This window comes from Streptomyces prunicolor NBRC 13075 (genome assembly GCF_000367365.1).
In the GTDB taxonomy this organism is placed as follows: Bacteria; Actinomycetota; Actinomycetes; order Streptomycetales; family Streptomycetaceae; genus Streptomyces; species Streptomyces prunicolor.
Map to the genome: position 1 here is coordinate 1 of NZ_BARF01000103.1, position 20795 is coordinate 20795.

A 20795-nucleotide genomic window follows, 5' to 3' on the forward strand; every position below is an offset into this window, starting at 1 on the left:
ACACCGCACCCACCTGGCCCACCTCCAACGCCCCGGTCGCCGCGCCCTCTTCGACGTACGTCCTCGCCTACGGGTCCCAACTGGACGGCAACGTAGGCCTGGTGTTCCTCGAACCGCTGTCGGCGGCCGTGGTGAACGGGCTGCACCAGCAGGTGATGACGGCGCTCGGGCTACAGGCCGCGCCGGACACGCATCCGGTGCGGGAGCAGTTGCGGACGGTGGCGAGCGCCGAGGCGCTGGTGCTCAACCTGCCTTATTTGCGCGGGAGTCTGGGTTTCCGGATCACCTTGCGCGTGGACGGCCGGGACCGGGACGTGGACCTGCGGATGCGGCTCGCGAACCCGGTGGCGGCGGCCCGGTACGGGCAGGCCGAGGGCGCCGAGCGGGACGTCCGGGTGGAACGGCGTGGCATCGGTTCCCAGGAGTCGGTGTCGTCGGAGGCCTCCGGCAACATCCGTACGCTGATGCTGCCTTGGACCGCGCTGTTCCCGGTGAGCCGGGCGATCCCGGTGCGCGGTGTCGATGTCGCGCTGACCCTCGCACTCACGTTGAACCAGCTTTCGTCGACCGCGTCGGTGACCACCGTGGTGCAGTCGACGACGGCACAGCGCAGCAACGAGCCCTCGGAGCCCTACGACTTCACCGCCCTGTGGGACGTACGGCTGGACACTCCGGCGCTGGCCGCGCCCGTCACCTGGGGGGCGACGCAGGCGCACGGGCCGGTGACGTTCTGGTTCCCGCAGCATCTGGCGCGGGACGAGGAGGGGGAGTTGCCGGCGGCGGCGGGTCTGGACGTTCTGCCGGTGTGGGGCGTGGACACGGTGGCGGAGCCGGGGCGGCTGCTCGCGGAGGCGTTGCAGCACTTCGACGCCCAACTGCGGACGCTGGACAGGGACTCCCTGGCGGAGCTGGAGACGTTCCTGTCGGAGCCGTTGCTGCGGGGCACCCTGCCGATGCAGCGGGACCGGGGCGTCTTCTCGCCGGTGCTCCTCGACGGCTCGGGGCGCGCGGTCGGCATGTTCCAGTTGCTGACCGACGTGGAGGTGGGGGAGCCGCTGCGGCGGAGCGTCCCCGGGAAGATCAACCTGGAGAGCCACCTGATGCAGGTGGTGAAGATCGACGCCCAGTCGAGGTTCAGCAGCGGTGTGTCCCTGTCCGGGAGTGTCGGCCCGGCGTTCACCGGCGATCACACCGAGGGGCACCCGGACGCGTCCCGGCGTCCGGGCGGCGGTCTGCTGGGGCGGGTCTCGGTCCAGGCGGCGACGAACGGCGCGCTGACCCAGAGCGGCAGTGCGGCACTGATGCACGCGGTGCGCACCAACCGCAGTCATCTGCTGGCCCCGGCCCAGGTGCACCACACCCTGGTGCTGCATCTGCCGGGCGGCGGGCGGCGGACCTTCGAGCCGGGTGACTGGCCGCGCGGTATGCATCTGCGGGTGCTGACCGCAGAGGACGCTCAGGGGCATGCGCCGTCGGAGGACGAACTGCGGCTGCTCCCGGCGGAGTTGGAGCATCTGCGGGCGATCGGCACCACGGCGACACCGCTGGAGGTGCAGGGCACCGAACCCCTCTTCGTGCACGCCGAGAACTGGCTGCGGAGGGAGGGATTCCTGCCCGGCGACACCACCGCCCGCAACCGCGTGCTGCCCGACGAGGCGCTGGTGCAGGCCCAGTTGAACAATCTGCGCAGGTTCGAGCAGACCCGCTCGCAGGTCGGGCAGCGGGCCGCGGCGGACTCCATGGTGGACGGCGGCCACTCGCTCTTCCTGGAGATCCCGACCGTGAGTGGCACCCGCCGGGTGCGGCTGGTGCTCAGCGCGGTGCGCGGCGCGGGCGAGAGCACACACACCACGGTGCTGCCCGATGTGCAGGGCATCGGCCTGTCCTCGCTGTCGACGGTGGCCACCGACCAGAACGGCTCGCAGTACGGGGCGTCGTACGGCGGCGGCGGTTCGTTCGGACTGCCGGTGCGCGACGGTGCCTGGACCGTCGGCGGCACCGGCGACCATGTGCGCTCCCACCAGGTGCAGCACGACAACAGCGCGCAGCTGTCCCTCGGGCACGACCAACAGTTCATCGGCAGCGGGGCGGGCCAGCGCAGCGAGGTGTTCGAGGTGCCGGCCGACCTGGCGCTCGACCTGTACGAGGGACCGGGGGAGGAGCCCCTGCTGCGGTTCGCGCACGAGACGGTCCAGCAGCCGTACGTCCCGCACGGTACCCAGCAGCCCGGCCCGAACGACCCGGCCCCGCCTCCGCCGCCGGACCGGGTACCGGGTGCGTTGCGGCTGTCGGTGCCGACGCACCGTACGCTGCCCGCCGACGAGCCCGTCCCGGTGGCGCCCGGCGCGCACACCGTGCGGGCCGCCACCGACGCCGACCGCACGCTGCTCGATCTGACCGACGCGGCGGGCGCCCCGCTGCCCGACTCGGTACCGCTGCCGGACGACGCGATGGTGGAGGTGTTCCAGGCCTCGGCCGCGCTGGACGAGGCGTTCCGCGCAGTGCTCGGCAACACCTACACGGGGCATCCGGCACGCGGCCTGCTGGACGGGATGCGGGACGCGGTCGCGGAGCGAACTCCCGCTCCGGTGGCCCGTGTCGGACGCGCCGTCGGCGAGTCGCTGGCCGGCGCCGCGGCCACCGACCCGACCACGGTCACGGCCGAGATGCTGACCGCCGCCCGCAGCCCCGCCGCCCTGCTGGCCCGCGGCCACCAGGTGTTCAAGGGCGCCTACGTGATCGAGGGGCTCACCCTGCCCGGGCTCGCCGCCGACGAGGTGCTGTCGGTGGAGATCCGCGGCGCCCTGCGCGCGCCGCGGGCCTCGGACGAGATCACCCAGTACTTCGAGACCGGGCTCGGCGCCGCCGACGGCGCCGGACAGCAGCGCGGGGTGTCCAGTGCCGCGCAGTGGGCGGGCGGCCTCACCGCGGTCCGCAACAGCTCCTCGGTACAGACCCCGGGCTCCGACCAGGCCGCCGGCAACGACGGCGACGTCGGCGGCCTCGACGACGGTGCCACGCTGCTGCGCCGCGCCGACGACCCGGAGCAGCAGGAGGGCGCCGCCACGACCACCGCCGCGCCCCGCAGAACGACCCTCAACCCCTCGGGCCGCTACACCCGCACCACCCGCCGCGACAAGGCACGGGGGCTCGCCTCCTCGACGGTCGTGAACCGCACGGCCACCGAGAGCGGCGCCCAGCACCGCATCACCGCCGACGCGCTCCTGCTGGTCACCTTCCGACGCGGCACCCGCAACGCCGTGGGCAACGCGCTCGGGCAGGGCGAGGGCCGCGCCGTGACGGTGGCGGTCGAACTCCCGGACGCCGTACGGTTCCTGGCCACCCCGGCACAGATCCGGCGGCACGCCGCCTGGTTCACGACCGTGCCCGGGCTCACCCTGCCCGCTCCGGTACCGGGCTCCGTGCAGCTGCCGCGCCGCTTCGTCGCCTCCCGCGAGGTGGGCCTCGGCAGCGTCCAGGCGATGGACGAGTACACCGACGCCACCCGCACGGTGCAACGCCCCGACCTGCTGCGCCGCCAACTCCTCACCCTCGTCGAGGACGAGGCCCCCGGCACCACCCGCCCGGGCCACGCGTCGTACCTCTCCGGCGTCGCCACCCGCATCGCCGACCTCACCTCCACGGCGGGCCTGCGCACCCTGGCAGGCCGCGGCCCCGGCCACGTCCAGCGCTTCCGCTTCCGCCATGTCGGCTACGGCGGCGCCCGCCTCGTCGAGGTCACCCTCGCCGCCCAGCCGGACGCCGACGACCACGCGCTGCGACTGCTGCGCGGCCACCCCGCGGCAGCGGGCTCCGGCATCGAGCAGTACCACGGCCACACCCCGGCCTCGGTGACCGACCGGACCGCCGACAGCACCCGGCACTCCGGGTTCGTCCAGCTCCAGACCCGGCTCCCGAGGCCCACCGGCGGCCCCCGCACCGACCGCGCGGGCGCGCTGCTCGGCGCCGACACGGTGCGCGGCAACTCCGCCCGGGTCACCCGGGCAGCCGAGGACCGGCACTGGCTGCGCACCGACAACGTCGCCGACTTCGACGGCGTCCCGTACCGGATCGTCGCCACCGTACGGTCCACGCCGACCGCCGACTGGCTGGTGGACCTGCCGGGCAGCGTCCTCCAGCACGGCGTGCTCAGCCTCACCGACGCCGACGTCCCGCTGGCCAACCGCATCGCCCACCTCTTCCTCGGCCGCCCGGCGCGGAGCGTCACGGTGCACACCGCCGCCGCACTGCGCTTCACCGGCAGCGAGACCGCCGAACCCGCCCCGCCCGAGGCGCAGTTGACGGCGGGCCACTCGGTACGACGACCGACGCCGACCGGACGCCGCTTCACACCGGGCGGCCCCGCACCGGTCTTCGCCTTCGACGCGGGCACCGAACTCGCCACCGCGCTCGGCGAGGTGGCCCCGGCCCTGACCCGTTCCTGGCGCGCGCTCGCCGCCTCCGACTCCGCGGACGCCACCGCCGTACGGATCGGCGAACTCCTCCAGGCGGGCACGATCTCCCTGGACCACCCGCGCGGCTCCGCCGGCCTCACCACCACGGTGCCGGGCGCCTACCCGTTCCAGAGCGCTCCCGGCACCCCGCCCCGGCTCACCCTGGAGCTGTACCGGCCGCGCCCGGTGACCGACACCGGGGACGTGACGATCGACCGGGTCCGGCTCAGCACGGTCAGCGCGGGCTCCGCCTCGCACGCGGGCATCACCGGCAGCCTCGCGGCGCAGGGCGGCTTCAGCGCCGACGACTCCAACCGCCAACTCCTCGGCTTCACCGTGCCGGTACTGGCCCGCCAGCCCCAGGACCCCGGCACCGGCGCGGCCGTCGGCGGCACCCGCCGCGAGTGGCTCAAGCACGGCAACACCACCACCCCGGCGGGCTCGCGCGGCACCCGCAGCCACGAGATCCTCGCCGACGCCCTGCTCACCGTGCAGGGCCCGAACGGCACCCGGTACGTCTCCGGCACGGTCCGGCTGCGCCCCCTGGAGCGCGACCTCCTCGGCCACGGCGTCACCACCTCCCGCACCGACCCGGGCGTGTACGACGGCGCCTCCCTGACCCGCGAGGCCGCCGACGCGCAGGCACCGGGCGACCGCGCGGACGAGGTGCTGCGCGACTGGCGCACGGTCCCGCTCCGCGACCTCCCGACCCTGCTGTCCCAAGGCGTCCAGGCGGACCCCGAAGCACCCGGCCCCGACGACACGCTCCAGCTGTGGCTGGCCACGAACGGCAGCCCCGAGCAGACGGCCCGCGCCCTGTACGCCGCTTCGGGCACGGCCACGCTGCTACGGCGGCCCGTCGAACTCGCGCTGCGGGACGGCGAGGGCGTGCGGTTCCGGCGGTTCGACGCCGCCGGGAATCCCGACGTGACGCCGGGGTCGGACGAGCGGGACGAGGAGGAGGGGTACGGCGCGGGCCCGAGCGGCTCGGGTCAGGGCGGTGCGGGTCCGAGCAACGCGGGTCGGGACGGAGCGCGGCGGGACGGCCGGGGCGCCCCTGCTGACGACGCCTACTGGGCGGCCGTACGCGATCAGATAGGTGTGCTGGAGGTGGCCGGGCGCGCGGAGGACGCCGCGCGGGCGCAGGAGGCCCAGCTCCAGGCGGAGGTGCCGGACGCCGAACACGCGCTGGCGGAAGCTCTGCCGCCGCTGGCACAGGCGGAACAGGTCCTGGACGACGCCCGTACCGCCGCGGACACCACGACCGCCGAACGCGTCGCCGCCGAGCGGACCGTCGTGGCCGCCGCCCGCGCCGATCAGGAACGGGGCGCCCGTGTCACGGAGTTGACCGCGGATCTCGACGACCAGACCGAGCGGGTGGCGGACACGACCCGGGCGGCCGGGGAGTACCACGACGCGGTCCGGACGGCGGAGCAGGAACTGGCGGCGGCGGAACGGGCCGTACGGCAACCTGCCGACTCGGCGACACCGGGCGGGAGTTCGCAGCGCGCCGAGGGCAACTCCGCCGCGGGTGGCCCCGATTCACCCGCCCGGCGTGCGTCGCGCCGGAACCGGGCGGAACGCGCACTGCACCAGGCCCGGATCGCGGCCTCGGCGGCCGACCGCGCCGTCGAGACCGCCCGGCACGCCGCCGACGACACCACACGCCGGCTCGGTCTGGCCCGGGACGCGGCCCGCACCGCCGCCGAGGACCTGACCCGGGCCCGGACCATCGCCGTGACGGCGACCGCGACGGACCGCACGGCCCAGGCGGAACTCGCCGAAGCCACCGCACACCGCGACCAGCTGGCCGCCGCGCGGGACGAGGCCCGGGGGGCGTTGGACGCGCTCGGCCGCGACATCGCCGAGGCGCTGGCGGAACAGGCCGGGCAGGCGGCCCGGCAGCGCAACGCGCAACAGGATCTGGCCGACGTCGTCACCCTCCTGGAGACACAGCGAGCGGCGACCGGCGACGGCACGGCCCCCCTCCCGACCGGCTCCCTCGCCGCCACCCCGGCCACCTGGCCCCGCCGCACCCCCCGCCCGACACCGGCCCGCATCGGCCCGGGCCCGGCGCCCGAACAGACGGAGGACCCGCAGGAAGACCCTGAGGACGAGCCCGAAGTGGAGCCCCAGGAACGGGAGTTCCGGCCGGGCGGAGCCGCGGGCGTGACCGGCGGGGAACCCGAAGGCGAGGAGTCCGAGGGCGAGGAGTCCGAGGGCGACGAGGACGAGGACGGCGACGAGGAGAGCGACGGTGAAGACGATGGCGACGGCGGCGACGAGGACGGCGGCGCGAACGGGCAGCGCGGTGAAGGCTCCGGCGGTGCCCGATACCGCCTCGCCGTATCGCGGGCGGAGCGCCCAGCGACGTTCGTCCGTTCACTGGCGCGGCTCCTCGCCGCCCCCGGCACCTCCGCTCATGCCACCCCCGCCCCCACCTGGACCGGTACCCGCGACCCCCACGCCGCCCTCCTCACCTGGGCCCAGGTCGACGTGGCGGCTCACGGCGCCCCCGACGACGCGGTGCTCCCGGCGCCCGGCGCCTCGGTGCGGACCGACGCGCTGGCCGAAATCGGCGCTCTCACCGAGGAGTTGCGTGCCCAGTCGATCCTCCAGAACGGCACGGTGACCGTCGCGGAGGCCGGACTGGACGACGTCGCGCGCCTCGCCCTGGTGCTGGCCCGCCCCGACACCCCCGCCTACGTGTCCACCCTGGCCGCGCTGGTCGCACGCGACACCGGGCGGCCGGTCCAGGTGCTCGGCCCCGACGACCTCACCCACCGGTTCGGCCCGGCCGACGGCACCCCGCTCACCCTGTACTTCGACGGCAACCGGTTCTCGGTCGACCCGCCCGCCCCGGAGGACGACTGACCGGTCGTCACCCGATCACTTTTCTGGAAGGAACAGCATGTCCGGCAAGAACAGCCCGCAGCACCAGGCAGCGACGGGCGGGACGGAGCCCGCCCCGGCCCCGGACACCACCGCGGGCGGCGCCCCCGAGACCGAAGCGGCGGCACTTCCGCCGACCAGCGGCGAGACGACGGCCGCCCGCACCGGCGCCCCGGAGACGGCGGCGAAGACGGAGGCGGAGGCGGAAGCGGCACTTACGACACCGGCCCAACTCCCGGCCGCCGGCACGGGAGTTGCCGCGACAGCCGCTGCCGGTACCGACGAGACCGCGACCCCGGAAGCGGCAACCGGCACCCACGCCGACCCCGATACCGCCCCCGACCCGGGCGCCGACGCCCTGGCCGCGACGGCGGCCGGATCCGGATCCGGATCCGAGCCCGGCGAAGACGCAGCAGCAGCCGCCCCCGCCTTCGGCCGCCCCTCCCGAGGCATCCTCGCCGGAGCCGCGATCGCCGGCGCGCTGCTGATCGGCGTGCCGTTCCTGGTGTCCGGCATGCTCGGCAAGTCGGGTTCGGACTCGAAGCCGTCGGACCAAGTGGCCGACGCCGGCACGGTGTTGAACGGCGCGTCGCCGGACATCGGCGCCGGCGCCTACGGTTCGGCCAGTCCGGACCCGACGACGAAGCCGAACCCCTCGCTCACGACGGGCGGCGGCAAGAAGAACACGGTGAAGAACGGCGCGGGCGCCGCGGTGGCCGGCGGTGCCGGTGCCGGAGTGGTCGTGGGCAGTTCCGCCGAGGCCCCCAAGAAGGCTTCCTCCGGCGGGAGTTCGAAGAAGAAGTCCACCACGACCAAGGCCACGGCCACCAAGACCAAGACGGTGACCACCGCGCCCGGCACCACCATCTACGGCCACGCCTCCAACAAGTGCATCGAGATGGTGAGTCACAAGGGAACCGACGGTTCGCCGCTGCAGATCAACAGCTGCACCGGCAAGAACTGGCAGAAGTGGGACTTCCGTTCGGACGGCACGATCCGCTCGATGGGCCTGTGCATGGACGTCGCCTGGGGCTCGTCGGCGAACGGCGCGGTGATCCAGCTCGCGGTGTGCAGCGGCAACCCGGCCCAGCAGTTCCGCCTCAACTCCAGCAACGACCTGGTCAATCCGCAGGCCAACAAGTGCGTGGACGTCAAGGACCAGAAGACCGCGGCCGGCACCCGGCTCCAACTCTGGGACTGCAACGGCCAGGACAACCAGAAATGGAGCACCCGCTGAACACGGCGGTGCCGCCGCACCCGTAGAGGCACGGCGGCACCATGGACACCCAGACGCTCAAGCCCGGTGCTAGATGTCCCGGAAGATCTCGATCTGCGCCCCGACGGAGTTGAGCCGCTCCGCCAGATCCTCGTAACCGCGGTTGATGACATACACGTTCCGCAGCACGGACGTGCCCTCCGCCGCCATCATCGCGAGCAGCACGACCACCGCGGGCCGCAGCGCCGGCGGGCACATCATCTCGGCGGCCCGCCAGCGGGTCGGGCCCTCGACCAACACCCGGTGCGGGTCGAGGAGTTGGAGGCGTCCGCCGAGGCGGTTGAGGTCGGTGAGGTAGATCGCGCGGTTGTCGTAGACCCAGTCGTGGATGAGGGTCTGGCCCTGTGCGACCGCCGCGATCGCCGCGAAGAACGGCACGTTGTCGATGTTCAGGCCGGGGAACGGCATCGGGTGGATCTTGTCGATCGGCGCCTCCAGCTTGGAGGGCCGGACCGTGAGGTCCACCAGCCGGGTACGGCCGTTGTCGGCGACGTACTCGGGGGTGCGGTCGTGGTCGAGGCCCATCTCCTCCAGGACCGCGAGCTCGATCTCCAGGAACTCGATGGGCACCCGGCGGACCGTCAGCTCCGACTCGGTGACGACGGCGGCGGCCAGCAGGCTCATCGCCTCGACCGGGTCCTCGGAGGGGGAGTAGTCCACGTCGACGTCGATGGTCGGCACGCCGTGCACGGTGAGGGTGGTGGTGCCGATGCCCTCGACCTTGACACCCAGCGCCTCCAGGAAGAAGCACAGGTCCTGGACCATGTAGTTGGAGGACGCGTTGCGGATGACCGTGACGCTCTCGTGGCGGGCGGCGGCCAGCAGCGCGTTCTCGGTGACGGTGTCGCCGCGCTCGGTCAGCACGATCGGCCGACCGGGGGAGACGGACCGGTCGACCTGCGCGTGGTAGAGCCCCTCGGTCGCGGCGATGTCGAGCCCGAACCGGCGCAGCGCGATCATATGCGGCTCGATCGTGCGCGTCCCGAGGTCGCAGCCGCCCGCGTACGGCAGCTTGAAGCTGTCCATGCGGTGCAGCAGCGGGCCGAGGAACATGATGATCGAGCGCGTGCGGCGGGCCGCCTCCGCGTCGATCGACTCCATCTCCAGCTCGGCCGGCGGCACGATCTCCAGGTCGACGCCGTCATTGATCCAGCGGGTGCGGACGCCGATCGAGCCGAGTACCTCCAGAAGGCGGTACACCTCCTCGATCCGCGCGACCCGGCGCAGCACTGTGCGCCCCTTGTTGAGGAGCGAGGCGCACAGCAGTGCCACGCACGCGTTCTTGCTGGTCTTCACATCGATCGCGCCGGACAGCCGGCGACCGCCGACCACCCGCAGATGCATCGGACCGGCGTAGCCCAGAGAGACGATCTCGCTGTCCAGGGCTTCACCGATTCGAGCGATCATCTCAAGGCTGATGTTTTGGTTGCCGCGCTCGATGCGATTGACGGCGCTCTGACTGGTGCCGAGCGCCTCGGCAAGCTGCGTCTGTGTCCAGCCCCTATGTTGCCTGGCGTCACGGATGAGCTTGCCGATACGTACGAGGTAGTCGTCTGCCATGAGGCCGAGGTTATCTCAGATATGAGATGGCGCCTCTTGAGGGGGGCCGTTCGGGTGACGGCCGGTCAGCAATCCTGCCGGCTGCCGTCAGTCGTCCTTCTCGGTGCGCGTCTTGCGCCACCCGAACGGCCCGGGCAGGTTCATCGATGTCGTACGGCGCCCCGAGGTGCTGCGCGTGTACCGCGGGCCACTCTTGCCACCTGTCGTGAACGACATGGACCCCTTGTTGATGTTCAGCCGAAGCCAAGGAAGGATCCGGAAGCTCTTGCGGAACGTGAGCGGCATACCCGCCCCCTTTCGTCCCGCACCGGGTACCCCGAAGTCCCGGGAATATGGCGTCAGTTCAGCGGAGCGGGCGCCGGGGTGCCGTAGAAGGTGATCGACGGCCGGCCCCGCGAGGCGATGAAGTCGTTGAGCGCGTCGGCGAGGTCCGTGGGGGAGACGGCGTTGGCCGCCTCGGGCGCCTCGCTCGCGGCGACGCTGAACTTGATCGTGAGCCGCGGACGCTCGGAGCCCAGGGAACTCGCCCCCGCGAAGAGCGTTCCCGCGGGGAAGTCGACCGACGTGGTGTCCGCAGTGTCGATGGTGTCCGTGGTGGCCACCGCGGCCTGGGCCGGCCGTGCCGCCGCCGCGCCGCCGACCATCGCGCCGACGGCGGTCGTTCCGGAGTATTCGAGCAGGGATCGTCCGGTTGTGCGGGAGTGGAGGGCGGCCGGGCATGACCAATCCGCCCCCGTGTACTAGAGTTATCTCGACATCGAGATATATGCCGAGGTGCACCGCAGCCGCACACTCCGCCGATCCAGTAGTAAGGCTTGCCTAACTTAGCCTTACCTTAGCGGATCGGCCAAGACGTCGTAGCGGCAGGATGCGGTGGGAACGCGCACATCAATGAAGGAGACTGTCGTGTCGGCGAACAGCTTCGACGCCCGCAGCACGTTGCAGGTGGGCGACGAGTCGTACGAGATCTTCCGCCTGGACAAGGTGGAGGGCTCGGCCCGGCTCCCCTACAGCCTTAAGGTCCTGCTGGAGAATCTGCTCCGCACCGAGGACGGCGCGAACATCACCGCCGACCACATCCGCGCCCTCGGCACCTGGGACTCGCAGGCCCAGCCGTCGCAGGAGATCCAGTTCACGCCGGCCCGTGTGATCATGCAGGACTTCACCGGCGTGCCCTGCGTGGTGGACCTCGCGACCATGCGTGAGGCCGTGAAGGAGCTGGGCGGCGACCCGGCGAAGATCAACCCCCTGGCGCCGGCCGAGCTGGTCATCGACCACTCCGTCATCGCGGACAAGTTCGGCACCCACGAGGCGTTCGCGCAGAACGTCGAGCTGGAGTACGGCCGCAACCGCGAGCGCTACCAGTTCCTGCGCTGGGGCCAGACCGCGTTCGACGAGTTCAAGGTCGTCCCGCCGGGCACCGGCATCGTCCACCAGGTCAACATCGAGCACCTGGCCCGGACCGTCATGGTCCGAGGCGGCCAGGCGTACCCCGACACCCTGGTCGGCACCGACTCGCACACCACGATGGTCAACGGCCTCGGTGTGCTGGGCTGGGGCGTCGGCGGCATCGAGGCCGAGGCCGCGATGCTCGGCCAGCCGGTCTCGATGCTCATCCCGCGCGTCGTCGGCTTCAAGCTCACGGGCGAGCTGACCCCGGGCACCACCGCCACGGACCTCGTGCTGACCATCACCGAGATGCTCCGCAAGCACGGCGTCGTCGGCAAGTTCGTCGAGTTCTACGGCGAGGGCGTCGCCGCCACCTCCCTCGCGAACCGCGCCACCATCGGCAACATGTCGCCGGAGTTCGGTTCCACCGCCGCGATCTTCCCGATCGACGACGAGACCCTGAAGTACCTGCGCCTGACCGGCCGCGACGAGCAGCAGGTCGCGCTCGTCGAGTCGTACGCCAAGGAGCAGGGCCTCTGGCTGGACCCGGCCGCCGAGCCCGACTTCTCCGAGAAGCTGGAGCTGGACCTCTCGACGGTCGTCCCCTCGATCGCAGGACCGAAGCGCCCGCAGGACCGCATCGTCCTCGCGAACGCCTCCGAGCAGTTCAAGAGCGACGTGCGCAACTACGTCGCCGACGACGACGAGGCGGGCAAGGAGTCCTTCCCGGCCTCCGACTCCCCGGCCGCCAGCAACGGTGTACCGAGCAACCCGGTCACCGTCACCGCCCCGGACGGCTCGACGTACGAGCTCGACCACGGCGCGGTCACCGTCGCGGCCATCACCTCCTGCACCAACACCTCGAACCCGTACGTCATGGTCGCCGCCGCGCTCGTCGCGAAGAAGGCCGTGGAGAAGGGTCTGACGCGGAAGCCCTGGGTCAAGACCACCCTCGCGCCCGGCTCCAAGGTCGTCACCGACTACTTCGACAAGGCGGGGCTCACCCCCTACCTCGACAAGGTCGGCTTCAACCTCGTCGGCTACGGCTGCACCACCTGCATCGGCAACTCCGGCCCGCTGCCGGAAGAGGTCTCCAAGGCCGTCAACGACCATGACCTGGCCGTGACTTCGGTGCTCTCCGGCAACCGCAACTTCGAGGGCCGGATCAACCCGGACGTCAAGATGAACTACCTGGCGTCCCCGCCGCTGGTCGTCGCGTACGCCCTCGCCGGCTCCATGAAGGTCGACATCACCAAGGACGCGCTCGGCGTCGACCAGGACGGCAAGCCGGTCTACCTCGAAGACATCTGGCCGACCGAGGCCGAGGTCAACGACGTCGTCGCGAACTCCATCGGCGAGGACATGTTCAACAAGTCCTACGCCGACGTCTTCGCGGGCGACGCCCAGTGGCAGGCGCTGCCCATCCCGGAGGGCAACACCTTCGAGTGGGACGCCCAGTCGACCTACGTCCGTAAGCCCCCGTACTTCGAGGGCATGACGATGGAGACCACCCCGGTCTCGGACATCGCCGGTGCCCGCGTGCTGGCCAAGCTCGGCGACTCGGTGACGACGGACCACATCTCGCCCGCCGGTGCCATCAAGGCCGACACCCCGGCCGGCAAGTACCTCACCGAGCACGGCATCGAGCGGCGTGACTTCAACTCCTACGGCTCCCGCCGAGGCAACCACGAGGTCATGATCCGCGGCACCTTCGCCAACATCCGCCTGCGCAACCAGGTCGCGCCCGGCACCGAGGGCGGCTTCACCCGCGACTTCACGCAGGCGGACGCCCCCGTCTCCTTCATCTACGACGCCTCGCGCAACTACATCGAGCAGGGCATCCCGCTGGTCATCCTGGCCGGCAAGGAGTACGGCTCCGGCTCGTCCCGCGACTGGGCCGCCAAGGGCACCGCGCTCCTCGGCGTCAAGGCCGTCATCGCCGAGTCCTACGAGCGCATCCACCGCTCGAACCTCATCGGCATGGGCGTCGTCCCGCTCCAGTACCCGGCGGGTCAGACCGCCGAGTCCCTCGGTCTGACCGGCGAGGAGTCCTTCTCCGTCGCGGGCATCACCGAGCTGAACGACGGCACCACCCCGAGCACGGTCAAGGTCACCACCGACACCGGCGTGGAGTTCGACGCGGTCGTCCGCATCGACACCCCCGGCGAGGCCGACTACTACCGCAACGGCGGCATCCTCCAGTACGTGCTGCGCAACCTGATCCGCAACTAGCGGCTACGGCAAGGCAGTTGAGGGCCGCATCCCCGGCGACGGGGGTGCGGCTCTCCGCGTCTGTCCACCGCCCGTCCGCGCAGGTCATCGCCAGCGCTCAGGTGGAACACAGGGTTCCCCCAGCAGGCCGGGACAGAATCGGGACATGACTGGCACATCGGGGTCCCGCGGCAGCCGAGTGCGCGTGCTCATCGTCGACGACGAGCCCGCGCTCACCGAGCTGCTCTCTGTCGCGGTCACCGAGGCCGGCTGGCGGCCCTACCCCGCGCCGGACGGACACAGCGCGCTGCGCATCGCCCGCGGCTGCGCCCCGCACGCCGTCGTCCTCGACGGCATGCTGCCCGACCTCGACGGCATCCAGGTGCTGCGCCGACTCCGCTACGAGAACCCCCGGCTGCCCGTCCTCATGCTCACCGCCCGCGACGCGATCGAGCACCGCCTCGACGGCCTCGAAGCGGGCGCCGACGACTACGTCACCAAGCCCTTCTCCCTGGAGGAGGTCGTGCTGCGGCTGCGCGGACTGCTGCGCCGGGCGGGCAGCGAACAGACCCCGACCGACGACTCCGTACGGGTACTCGGCGATCTGGTCCTGACCGGCGAGACCCGCGAGGTGCGGCGCGCCGGTGAGCCGGTCCAGCTCACCGCCAAGGAGTTCGACCTGCTCACCCTGTTCCTCGACCATCCCCGCCAGGTGCTGAGCAAGGCGCAGATCCTCGACCAGGTGTGGAGCAGCTGCTTCGACGGCGGCGGCAACCTCGTCGAGGTCTACATCTCCAGCCTCCGCCGGAAGATAGACCGGGGCCGCGCTCCGATGATCCACACCGTGCGCGGGATGGGATACGCCCTACGGCCCGTGGAGGACGCCAGATGAACCTCCGTATCCGCAACCTCCGTACCCGCAAGCTCCGTATCCGCAACCGAGGCCGCCTGCACGGCCGTTCACTGCGCACCCGCCTCCTCCTCTTCATCAGCGCGACCCTCGTAGTCGTGTGCGCCGCGATGGCCCTCACCACCGTGTTCGTCCAACGCGCCTCTCTGCTGGGCGACTTGGACGACCGGGTCGGCAACGCCGCCGAGCGCAGTCTGGGCGGGGCCCAGCATCACCCGGACACGGCCGGGGACCTCGGGTTCCTCATGGAGAACGGTCACGCCGTCGGGACGCTCGCCGCGCGGTTCGACGCCAAGGGCTCGATCATCGCCGCCGCCGTCGTCAGACAGGACGCCCCGCCCCAGAACCTCACCGCCACCCAGCGCGCCGCTCTCGCGGGCATCACCGCCGACAGCGCGATGCACACCCGTACCGTCCCCGGCCTCGGCACCTACCGGCTCACGGCCCTCAACACCGATGGCGTCCGAGTCCTCACCGGCCTCCCGATGGACGACGTACAGGACATGATCAGCGGCCTGGTGGCGGTCGAGGCCGTCGTCGCCCTCGCCGGCCTGACCGTCGCGGGCTGCCTGTGCGCGGTCGTCATACGGCGGCAGCTACGGCCGCTGGGCCGGGTCGCCGCCACCGCGGTCGAGGTCTCCCGCTCGCAGCTCGGGCACGGCGAGGTCACCGCGCTCACCCGGGTGCCCGAGCGCGACACCGACCCCGGCAGCGAGGCCGGCCAGGTCGGCGCCGCGCTCAACCGGATGATCGACCACGTCGAGTCCTCGCTCGCCGAACGCCAGCGCAGCGAGGAGCAGATGCGCCGCAGCGAGGAACGCATGCGCCGCTTCCTCGCCGACGCCAGCCACGAACTCCGCACCCCGCTGGCCTCCATCGCGGGCTACGCCGAGCTGATGAACCGTGGCACCGACCGCATCGAGCCGGGGCTCGCCTGGCGCCGGGTCACCGCCGAGTCGGCGCGCATGACGGGCCTGGTGGAGGACCTCCTGCTGCTCGCCCGGCTCGACGAGGGCAGGCCGTTGCAGTCCGCCGAGGTGGACCTCGCGGCGGTGCTCGCCGAGGCGGTGTGGGACGCCCGCGCGGCCGGCACCGGCCACGAGTGGCAGCTCCAACTGTCCCTGGACGCCCCGGCCCTGGTCATCGGCGACGAGGCCCGCCTGCACCAGGTGTTGGCCAACTTGTTGGCCAACGCGCGTATGCACACGCCTGCTGGCACGACGGTCACGGCGAGCGTCCAGGCCACCGCCGCCCACACCGTCGTCATCCGGGTCCGCGACGACGGCCCCGGCATCCCCCCGGCCCTCCTCCCCACCGTCTTCGAACGCTTCACCCGCGCCGACGCCTCCCGCGCCAGGGCCGGCGGCAAGGAGGGCGGCTCCGGCCTCGGCCTGGCCATCGCGACGGCGATCACCGGAGCCCACGGCGGCCGCATCGACGTCACCAGCGTCCCGGGCCGCACGGAGTTCACCATCGAACTCCCCGCGGCCCAACTCCCGCCCGTCGAACCGGCGATGCGCGCCCGCACGGCGCCGGTCTAGAGAGCACCGGGCGCCGGCGGACGCGCATCACCGTGGCTGTCCTCGTAGGCCTAGGGAGTGGTCGTGAACCCGTCGAAGTCGGCCTCGCCAGTCGTGCCCGAGGCATGCGAGGTCTGGGTGAGGCCGACGTCCTGGGTGGCCGCGGCGGTCGGGACGTCGATGGTGCCGACCAGGTTCCAGGTGGCGTTGTCGGTCGAGTAATAGCCGCTGTACGAGGTGCCGTTGCGGACGAGCTTCAGCCACGAGGGGTAGGCGGCGGTACCGGCGGAGTCCTGCGAGTCGAGCTTTCCGTCACCGTCGCTGTCCCAGTCGAGGAGATAGCCGTTGCCCGGGGTCGCGACGAGCGCCACATACCCGGGGGACGTGTTCGACTGGGTGATGTCGTTGCGGACCATGATCCCGGCCTTCGCCCAAACATCGGTGTCCGACTGCGAGTTGAGCTTCACGGTCGTCACCGAACCGTCGTGCTCCGCACCCGGCAGATAGATCGAGCCGTACTCATTGGTGCCGTTGTACAGATCCGCACCCTGCGCCCGGATACCGAGTTGGGTACCGGACTCGCTGAAGCTCGCCGTGGTGGAGGCGAACGTCCGGTAAGGGGCGGTCACTTGATGGTTGACGGTGATCGTGTCACCGGCGCCGAGCCGGGTCTTCCCGCCCGACCGGAAGCGGTAACTCGCCGTCCCCTGGAAGTCGTTGGAGGCGAAGAGCTTGGTCGAGGGCGGGATGGACACGGAGTACGTGACCTTCAGCGCGTGACTGCCCCGGATCGTCCGGGCCCGTGTCACGTCACGCGTGGTGATCTTCGTGCCGGCCGGCCCGGTGAGGGTCAGGTCGGCATCGGTGACGGACCGAGACCCGCTGTCGGACAGGACCGCCGTCACCGTGCGGGTGGTGCTGTCGCTGGACGCGGGCGCCCAGTTGAGCCCGAACGACACGTCCGGAGCCGCACCGGTCACCGTGCGGTGGGTGGCGTGAACCCGGTACAGGACCACACCGTGCGCGGGCACATTGGCGGCGATCCGTCCCGCGGACTCGGTCAGCCGCTGGCTCCACAGATCCCGCAGGGCGTAGTCACGCGCCGCGGGCAGCCCCAACGCGGAAGCGGTAGTGGCGACTTCGCGGGGAGCCGACCCGGTGTTGAACAGACCGACCACGGCATCCCCGTCGGCCTCGGTCTTGGCGAACACCTGCGAATTGGCGTCCGAGGAGATCCGCTTGGCGTCGATACCGTCCTGGTCGACCGCGAGGACGTCGGTGTTCTTCAGCAACGCGAGGTCGGCCGGGTCGAGATGGGTCAGGTCGGTGCCGAGGATGAGCGGCGAGGCGGCCAGCGACCACAGACTCATCTGCGTCCTGCGCTCGTCGGGGGTGAGGCCGTTGTTCGCGCCGTTCCCGATTTCGAGGGAGTCGTAGTCGTTGTAACCGCCGGGCCCGCCGTACGGCGCCCAGGCCGCGACCTGGTCGAAGCGGGAGGCGATGGAGGCCCAGGTGGTCAGGGGGTAACTGCTGTCGTCCGGACCGCAGTAGCACTCGATGTCGCCGCCGGTGCGCCAGCCGTTGGAGAGCTTCTTCCAGGTGGCCGCGTTGTTGATGTCGAGGTTGTTGGACAGCTCCAGATGGATGGGCCGCCCGGTGTGATGCAGGGCGTCCGACCAGGCCTGGACGTCCTGTTGGTCGGACGTGCCGACACCGTCGATCTTCAGATAGTCGATGCCCCACCCGGCGAACTGCCCGGCCCACGAGTCGATGAAGGTCTGCGCGCCGGGCTTGGTGTAGTCGATGCCCACCATGCCACCGCAGTTGTAGTTGCTCTCCGTCGCCGTGGTGGCGATGTCCCGCGCGTGGTAACTGGTCCCCTTGATCTCGGTGTTCTTGGCGACCGCCTGCTGGGAGATGCCGGGCGTGACATACAGGCCGAACCTCAGCCCCAGGGAGTGCACATAGTCGGCGACGACCTGGACGCCGTTCTCACCGCCGCGCGGCGGGAACTTGACGGGGTCGGTGACCCAGCGGCCGTACTGGTCGACGTCCGGTCCCTGGCTGCCCGGGCACTGGTACCAGAAGTCGTCGACGTTGGCGTAGACGAAGCCGTTTTTCGCCAGGCCACTGGTCTTGAGCGCCTTCGCCTGCGCCTCGATGGTCTGCGCGGTCGGATTGCGCCGCACAAAGCTCCAACTGCTCCACCCCAGCACGGGTTTGAGCCCGACACCGTTGTCATCGGCCCGCGCGGAATGACCGCCGGTCGCGGTGACTCCCATGGTGAGCAGCAGCGCTCCGGTGAACGCGGCCAGTGCACCGCGGATCTGTCTTCTCATGAGCTGTTCCTCCATCGCAACGCCCACTCGACTCAGAAAACGTCAAGAACCAACCCCGTGGACGCGACAAGTGAACAGGACCGAACGCCAGTCACCACATGGCGCGCTTGGCCAAAACTGGGTCAAGTCTGTGGGGCCACTGTGGCGCCGGCCGGAGGAAGTCCTGTCTGTCCCACCCCGCACATCGGCTCGTTCGGTCATCGCGGCCATCTGCCGCCGCCCGTACGCCCGCCCAGCAACCGCGCCTGTTCCAGCTTCAGTTCGCCGAATCCCCGCCGTGCGTACGCGGCCAGCTCCGCGCTCGGGAACGCGACCAGCGACAGGTGCTCCGCGAAGTCGCCCCGCGCCCAGCGCGCCGTGGTGATCTCGTATCCGGCCGCGTGCGCGCACAACTCCAGCAGCAGCGGCGGCATCTCCGGCTCGCGCAGCAGATCCGCCCGTCCGACGACGAGTTCGCGCATCTCCCGCAGGGTCGGCAGGAAAACGGTCGCCACCCACAGCCGCCACTCGGCGAGTTCCTCGTCGGTCGGCGGAGTTCCGCCGCTGAAGGGCGAGATGCCTCCGGGCCGGGCGTGTCGCTCCACGAACGCGGCGAAGGTGCGGGCGTTGGCCTCCGTCAGCGCGAGCAACGGTCCGTAGAGGTCGCCGAGTTGACGATTGACCCGGGCGAGCCGCTCCTGTCGCTGGGTCAACCGGAGGCCGTTGAGGTATGTGGCGGCATACCCGGCGAAGGCCAGTGCGACCGTGACGACGACTGCGATCATGCCGGGATCGTATGAGACCCGGCTCCGAACAAGCCCGCCCCGAGCGCCACTTCACGCGCCGCCAGCCGTTTACAGCCACCCCAGTCCGCGCTAACTTCACGGACAAGTGGGGTGGGAGCGCTCCCACCCGCCCGACGGTCCGGAACCCGCCGGGTGGCCGGGTCGCCCCACCCCACGCATCCATCTCCGCACGTTCCTCGCACTCGCCGACCGAAGGGACGTAAAACTGTCATGCCTATGACAACCCCAACCCCAACTCCCCGCGCGGTACCGCGATTACGGCGCCCCACCCCCCACCGAGCCCTCTTCCTCGTCCTCCTCGCGCTCCTCACCACCGTCCCCGCCCTGGCCCTGATCCTCGCCACGGGTGGCCGGGCGGAGGCCCACGGCACCCCCATGAAACCCGGCAGCCGCACCTTCCTCTGCTGGCAGGACGCGCTCACCGACACCGGTGAGATCAAACCGATCAACCCGGCGTGCAAGGCGGCCCAACAAGTCAGCGGCACAACGCCGTTCTACAACTGGTTCTCCGTCCTGCGCTCCGACGGCGCCGGCCGCACCCGGGGCTTCGTGCCGGACGGTTCGCTGTGCAGCGGCGGCAACCCGAACTTCACGGGCTTCGATCTCCCGCGCGACGACTGGCCGTTGATGCATCTGACCTCCGGCGCGACGGTCGACTTCTCGTACAACGCCTGGGCGGCGCACCCGGGTTGGTTCTACGTCTACATCACCAAGGACGGCTTCGACCCGACCAAGACGCTCACCTGGGACGACATGGAGGACGCCCCGTTCCTCACGGTCGACCACCCGCCGCTGAACGGCACCCCGGGTACGGTCGAGGCCAACTACTCCTGGACCGGGCAACTTCCGGCGAACAAGTCGGGGCGGAACATCGTCTACATGGTGTGGCAGCGCTCGGACAGCGCGGAGACCTTCTACTCCTGCTCGGACGTCGACTTCGACGGCGGCAACGGCGAAGTGACGGGCATTCACGACCCGGGCAACCCCACCGACCCGGTACCCGGCGTCTGTTCGGCCACCCGGCACACGACCGGAACCTGGCCCGGCGGCTACCAGTCCGAGGTGACCGTCACCAACTCCGGCGACGTCCCGATGCTCGGCTGGATGGTCAACTGGGCACTCCCCGCAGGCCAGTCGGTCGCCAGTCTCTGGAACGGCAACGCGACCTACAGCGGCCAGGACGTGATGGTCCACAACGCCGACTGGAACGGCTCACTGAGTCCGGGGCAGAGCGCCACCTTCGGATACGTCGTGAACGGCGACGGCGGGGACACGGCAACTACCCTGCCCTGCCAGGTGGGTTGAGTCTGAGCTCGGGGCGGACCCGGTGGTCGGGGGCCACCGGGTCCGCGAGCCGGACAGGCAATGGGGGTTGAACCTGTCCGGGTGGTGCGTGGCTTGGGGCGACACTGCGGTGCGACAACGTTGTCGAATGGTCTGCATATGACTCTACCGCCCC

Annotated in this window: 11 protein-coding genes; 6 read left to right on the forward strand and 5 right to left on the reverse strand. The window is 71.3% G+C overall.

All coding sequences use genetic code 11. From position 1 onward, the window contains the following. Positions 1-101: 101 nt before the first annotated feature. Positions 102-7328: a hypothetical protein gene (locus tag SPR02S_RS43205; protein ID WP_245607721.1), complete on the forward strand. Its 7227-nt coding sequence runs from the start codon at positions 102-104 to the stop codon at positions 7326-7328. A gap of 37 nt (positions 7329-7365) precedes the next feature. Further along, positions 7366-8583, forward strand: coding sequence for a ricin-type beta-trefoil lectin domain protein (locus SPR02S_RS43210; protein WP_019063275.1), 1218 nt, complete (start codon positions 7366-7368; stop codon positions 8581-8583). Positions 8584-8652: 69 nt separating this feature from the next. Here SPR02S_RS43210 and SPR02S_RS43215 read toward each other — a convergent pair whose 3' ends face one another. The 3 genes from SPR02S_RS43215 to SPR02S_RS43225 form a co-directional block, all read right to left on the reverse strand. Next, positions 8653-10182, reverse strand: coding sequence for a helix-turn-helix domain-containing protein (locus SPR02S_RS43215; RefSeq protein WP_019063276.1), 1530 nt, complete (start codon positions 10180-10182; stop codon positions 8653-8655). An 87-nt stretch (positions 10183-10269) separates the two neighbouring features. Continuing rightward, positions 10270-10467 carry a DUF4236 domain-containing protein gene (locus SPR02S_RS43220; RefSeq protein WP_019063277.1) on the reverse strand — a complete coding sequence of 66 codons (198 nt, stop codon included), beginning with the start codon at positions 10465-10467 and terminating at the stop codon, positions 10270-10272. A 53-nt stretch (positions 10468-10520) separates the two neighbouring features. Continuing rightward, positions 10521-10826: a hypothetical protein gene (locus tag SPR02S_RS43225; protein WP_019063278.1), complete on the reverse strand. Its 306-nt coding sequence runs from the start codon at positions 10824-10826 to the stop codon at positions 10521-10523. A gap of 262 nt (positions 10827-11088) precedes the next feature. On the opposite strand from SPR02S_RS43225, the gene acnA reads away from it, so the two are divergent. The 3 genes from acnA (at position 11089) to SPR02S_RS43240 (ending at position 16233) form a co-directional block, all read left to right on the forward strand. Next, positions 11089-13803 carry an aconitate hydratase AcnA gene (gene acnA / locus SPR02S_RS43230; RefSeq protein WP_019063279.1) on the forward strand — a complete coding sequence of 905 codons (2715 nt, stop codon included), beginning with the start codon at positions 11089-11091 and terminating at the stop codon, positions 13801-13803. A gap of 145 nt (positions 13804-13948) precedes the next feature. Beyond that, complete coding sequence (locus tag SPR02S_RS43235) at positions 13949-14674, forward strand: response regulator transcription factor (RefSeq protein WP_026151399.1); 726 nt, start codon at positions 13949-13951, stop codon at positions 14672-14674. Next, complete coding sequence (locus SPR02S_RS43240; RefSeq protein ID WP_019063281.1) at positions 14671-16233, forward strand: sensor histidine kinase; 1563 nt, start codon at positions 14671-14673, stop codon at positions 16231-16233. The genes SPR02S_RS43235 and SPR02S_RS43240 overlap by 4 nt, the downstream gene beginning before the upstream one ends. Before the next feature lie 50 nt (positions 16234-16283). On the opposite strand, the gene SPR02S_RS43245 is transcribed toward SPR02S_RS43240, so the two are convergent. Then, positions 16284-18551 (reverse strand): glycoside hydrolase family 27 protein, encoded by a 2268-nt coding sequence (locus SPR02S_RS43245; protein ID WP_245607717.1) that lies wholly within the window; start codon positions 18549-18551, stop codon positions 16284-16286. A 197-nt stretch (positions 18552-18748) separates the two neighbouring features. Continuing rightward, on the reverse strand, positions 18749-19315 hold the full coding sequence (locus SPR02S_RS43250; RefSeq protein WP_019063283.1) for a hypothetical protein: 567 nt from the start codon (positions 19313-19315) through the stop codon (positions 18749-18751). 237 nt (positions 19316-19552) lie between these two features. Between SPR02S_RS43250 and SPR02S_RS43255 the strand changes: the two genes are divergently transcribed. Continuing rightward, entirely contained in the window at positions 19553-20641 is a 1089-nt protein-coding gene (locus SPR02S_RS43255; RefSeq protein WP_052347140.1) for a lytic polysaccharide monooxygenase auxiliary activity family 9 protein, read from the forward strand. Positions 20642-20795: the final 154 nt, after the last annotated feature.

Coding starts and splice junctions, on each gene's coding strand:
- SPR02S_RS43210 (WP_019063275.1), top strand. CDS start 7,366: ATGTCCGGCAAGAACAGCCCGCAGCACCAGGCAGCGACGGGCGGGACG.
- SPR02S_RS43215 (WP_019063276.1), bottom strand. CDS start 10,182: ATGGCAGACGACTACCTCGTACGTATCGGCAAGCTCATCCGTGACGCC.
- SPR02S_RS43220 (WP_019063277.1), bottom strand. CDS start 10,467: ATGCCGCTCACGTTCCGCAAGAGCTTCCGGATCCTTCCTTGGCTTCGG.
- SPR02S_RS43225 (WP_019063278.1), bottom strand. CDS start 10,826: ATGGTCGGCGGCGCGGCGGCGGCACGGCCGGCCCAGGCCGCGGTGGCC.
- SPR02S_RS43235 (WP_026151399.1), top strand. CDS start 13,949: ATGACTGGCACATCGGGGTCCCGCGGCAGCCGAGTGCGCGTGCTCATC.
- SPR02S_RS43240 (WP_019063281.1), top strand. CDS start 14,671: ATGAACCTCCGTATCCGCAACCTCCGTACCCGCAAGCTCCGTATCCGC.
- SPR02S_RS43245 (WP_245607717.1), bottom strand. CDS start 18,551: ATGAGAAGACAGATCCGCGGTGCACTGGCCGCGTTCACCGGAGCGCTG.
- SPR02S_RS43250 (WP_019063283.1), bottom strand. CDS start 19,315: ATGATCGCAGTCGTCGTCACGGTCGCACTGGCCTTCGCCGGGTATGCC.
- SPR02S_RS43255 (WP_052347140.1), top strand. CDS start 19,553: ATGACAACCCCAACCCCAACTCCCCGCGCGGTACCGCGATTACGGCGC.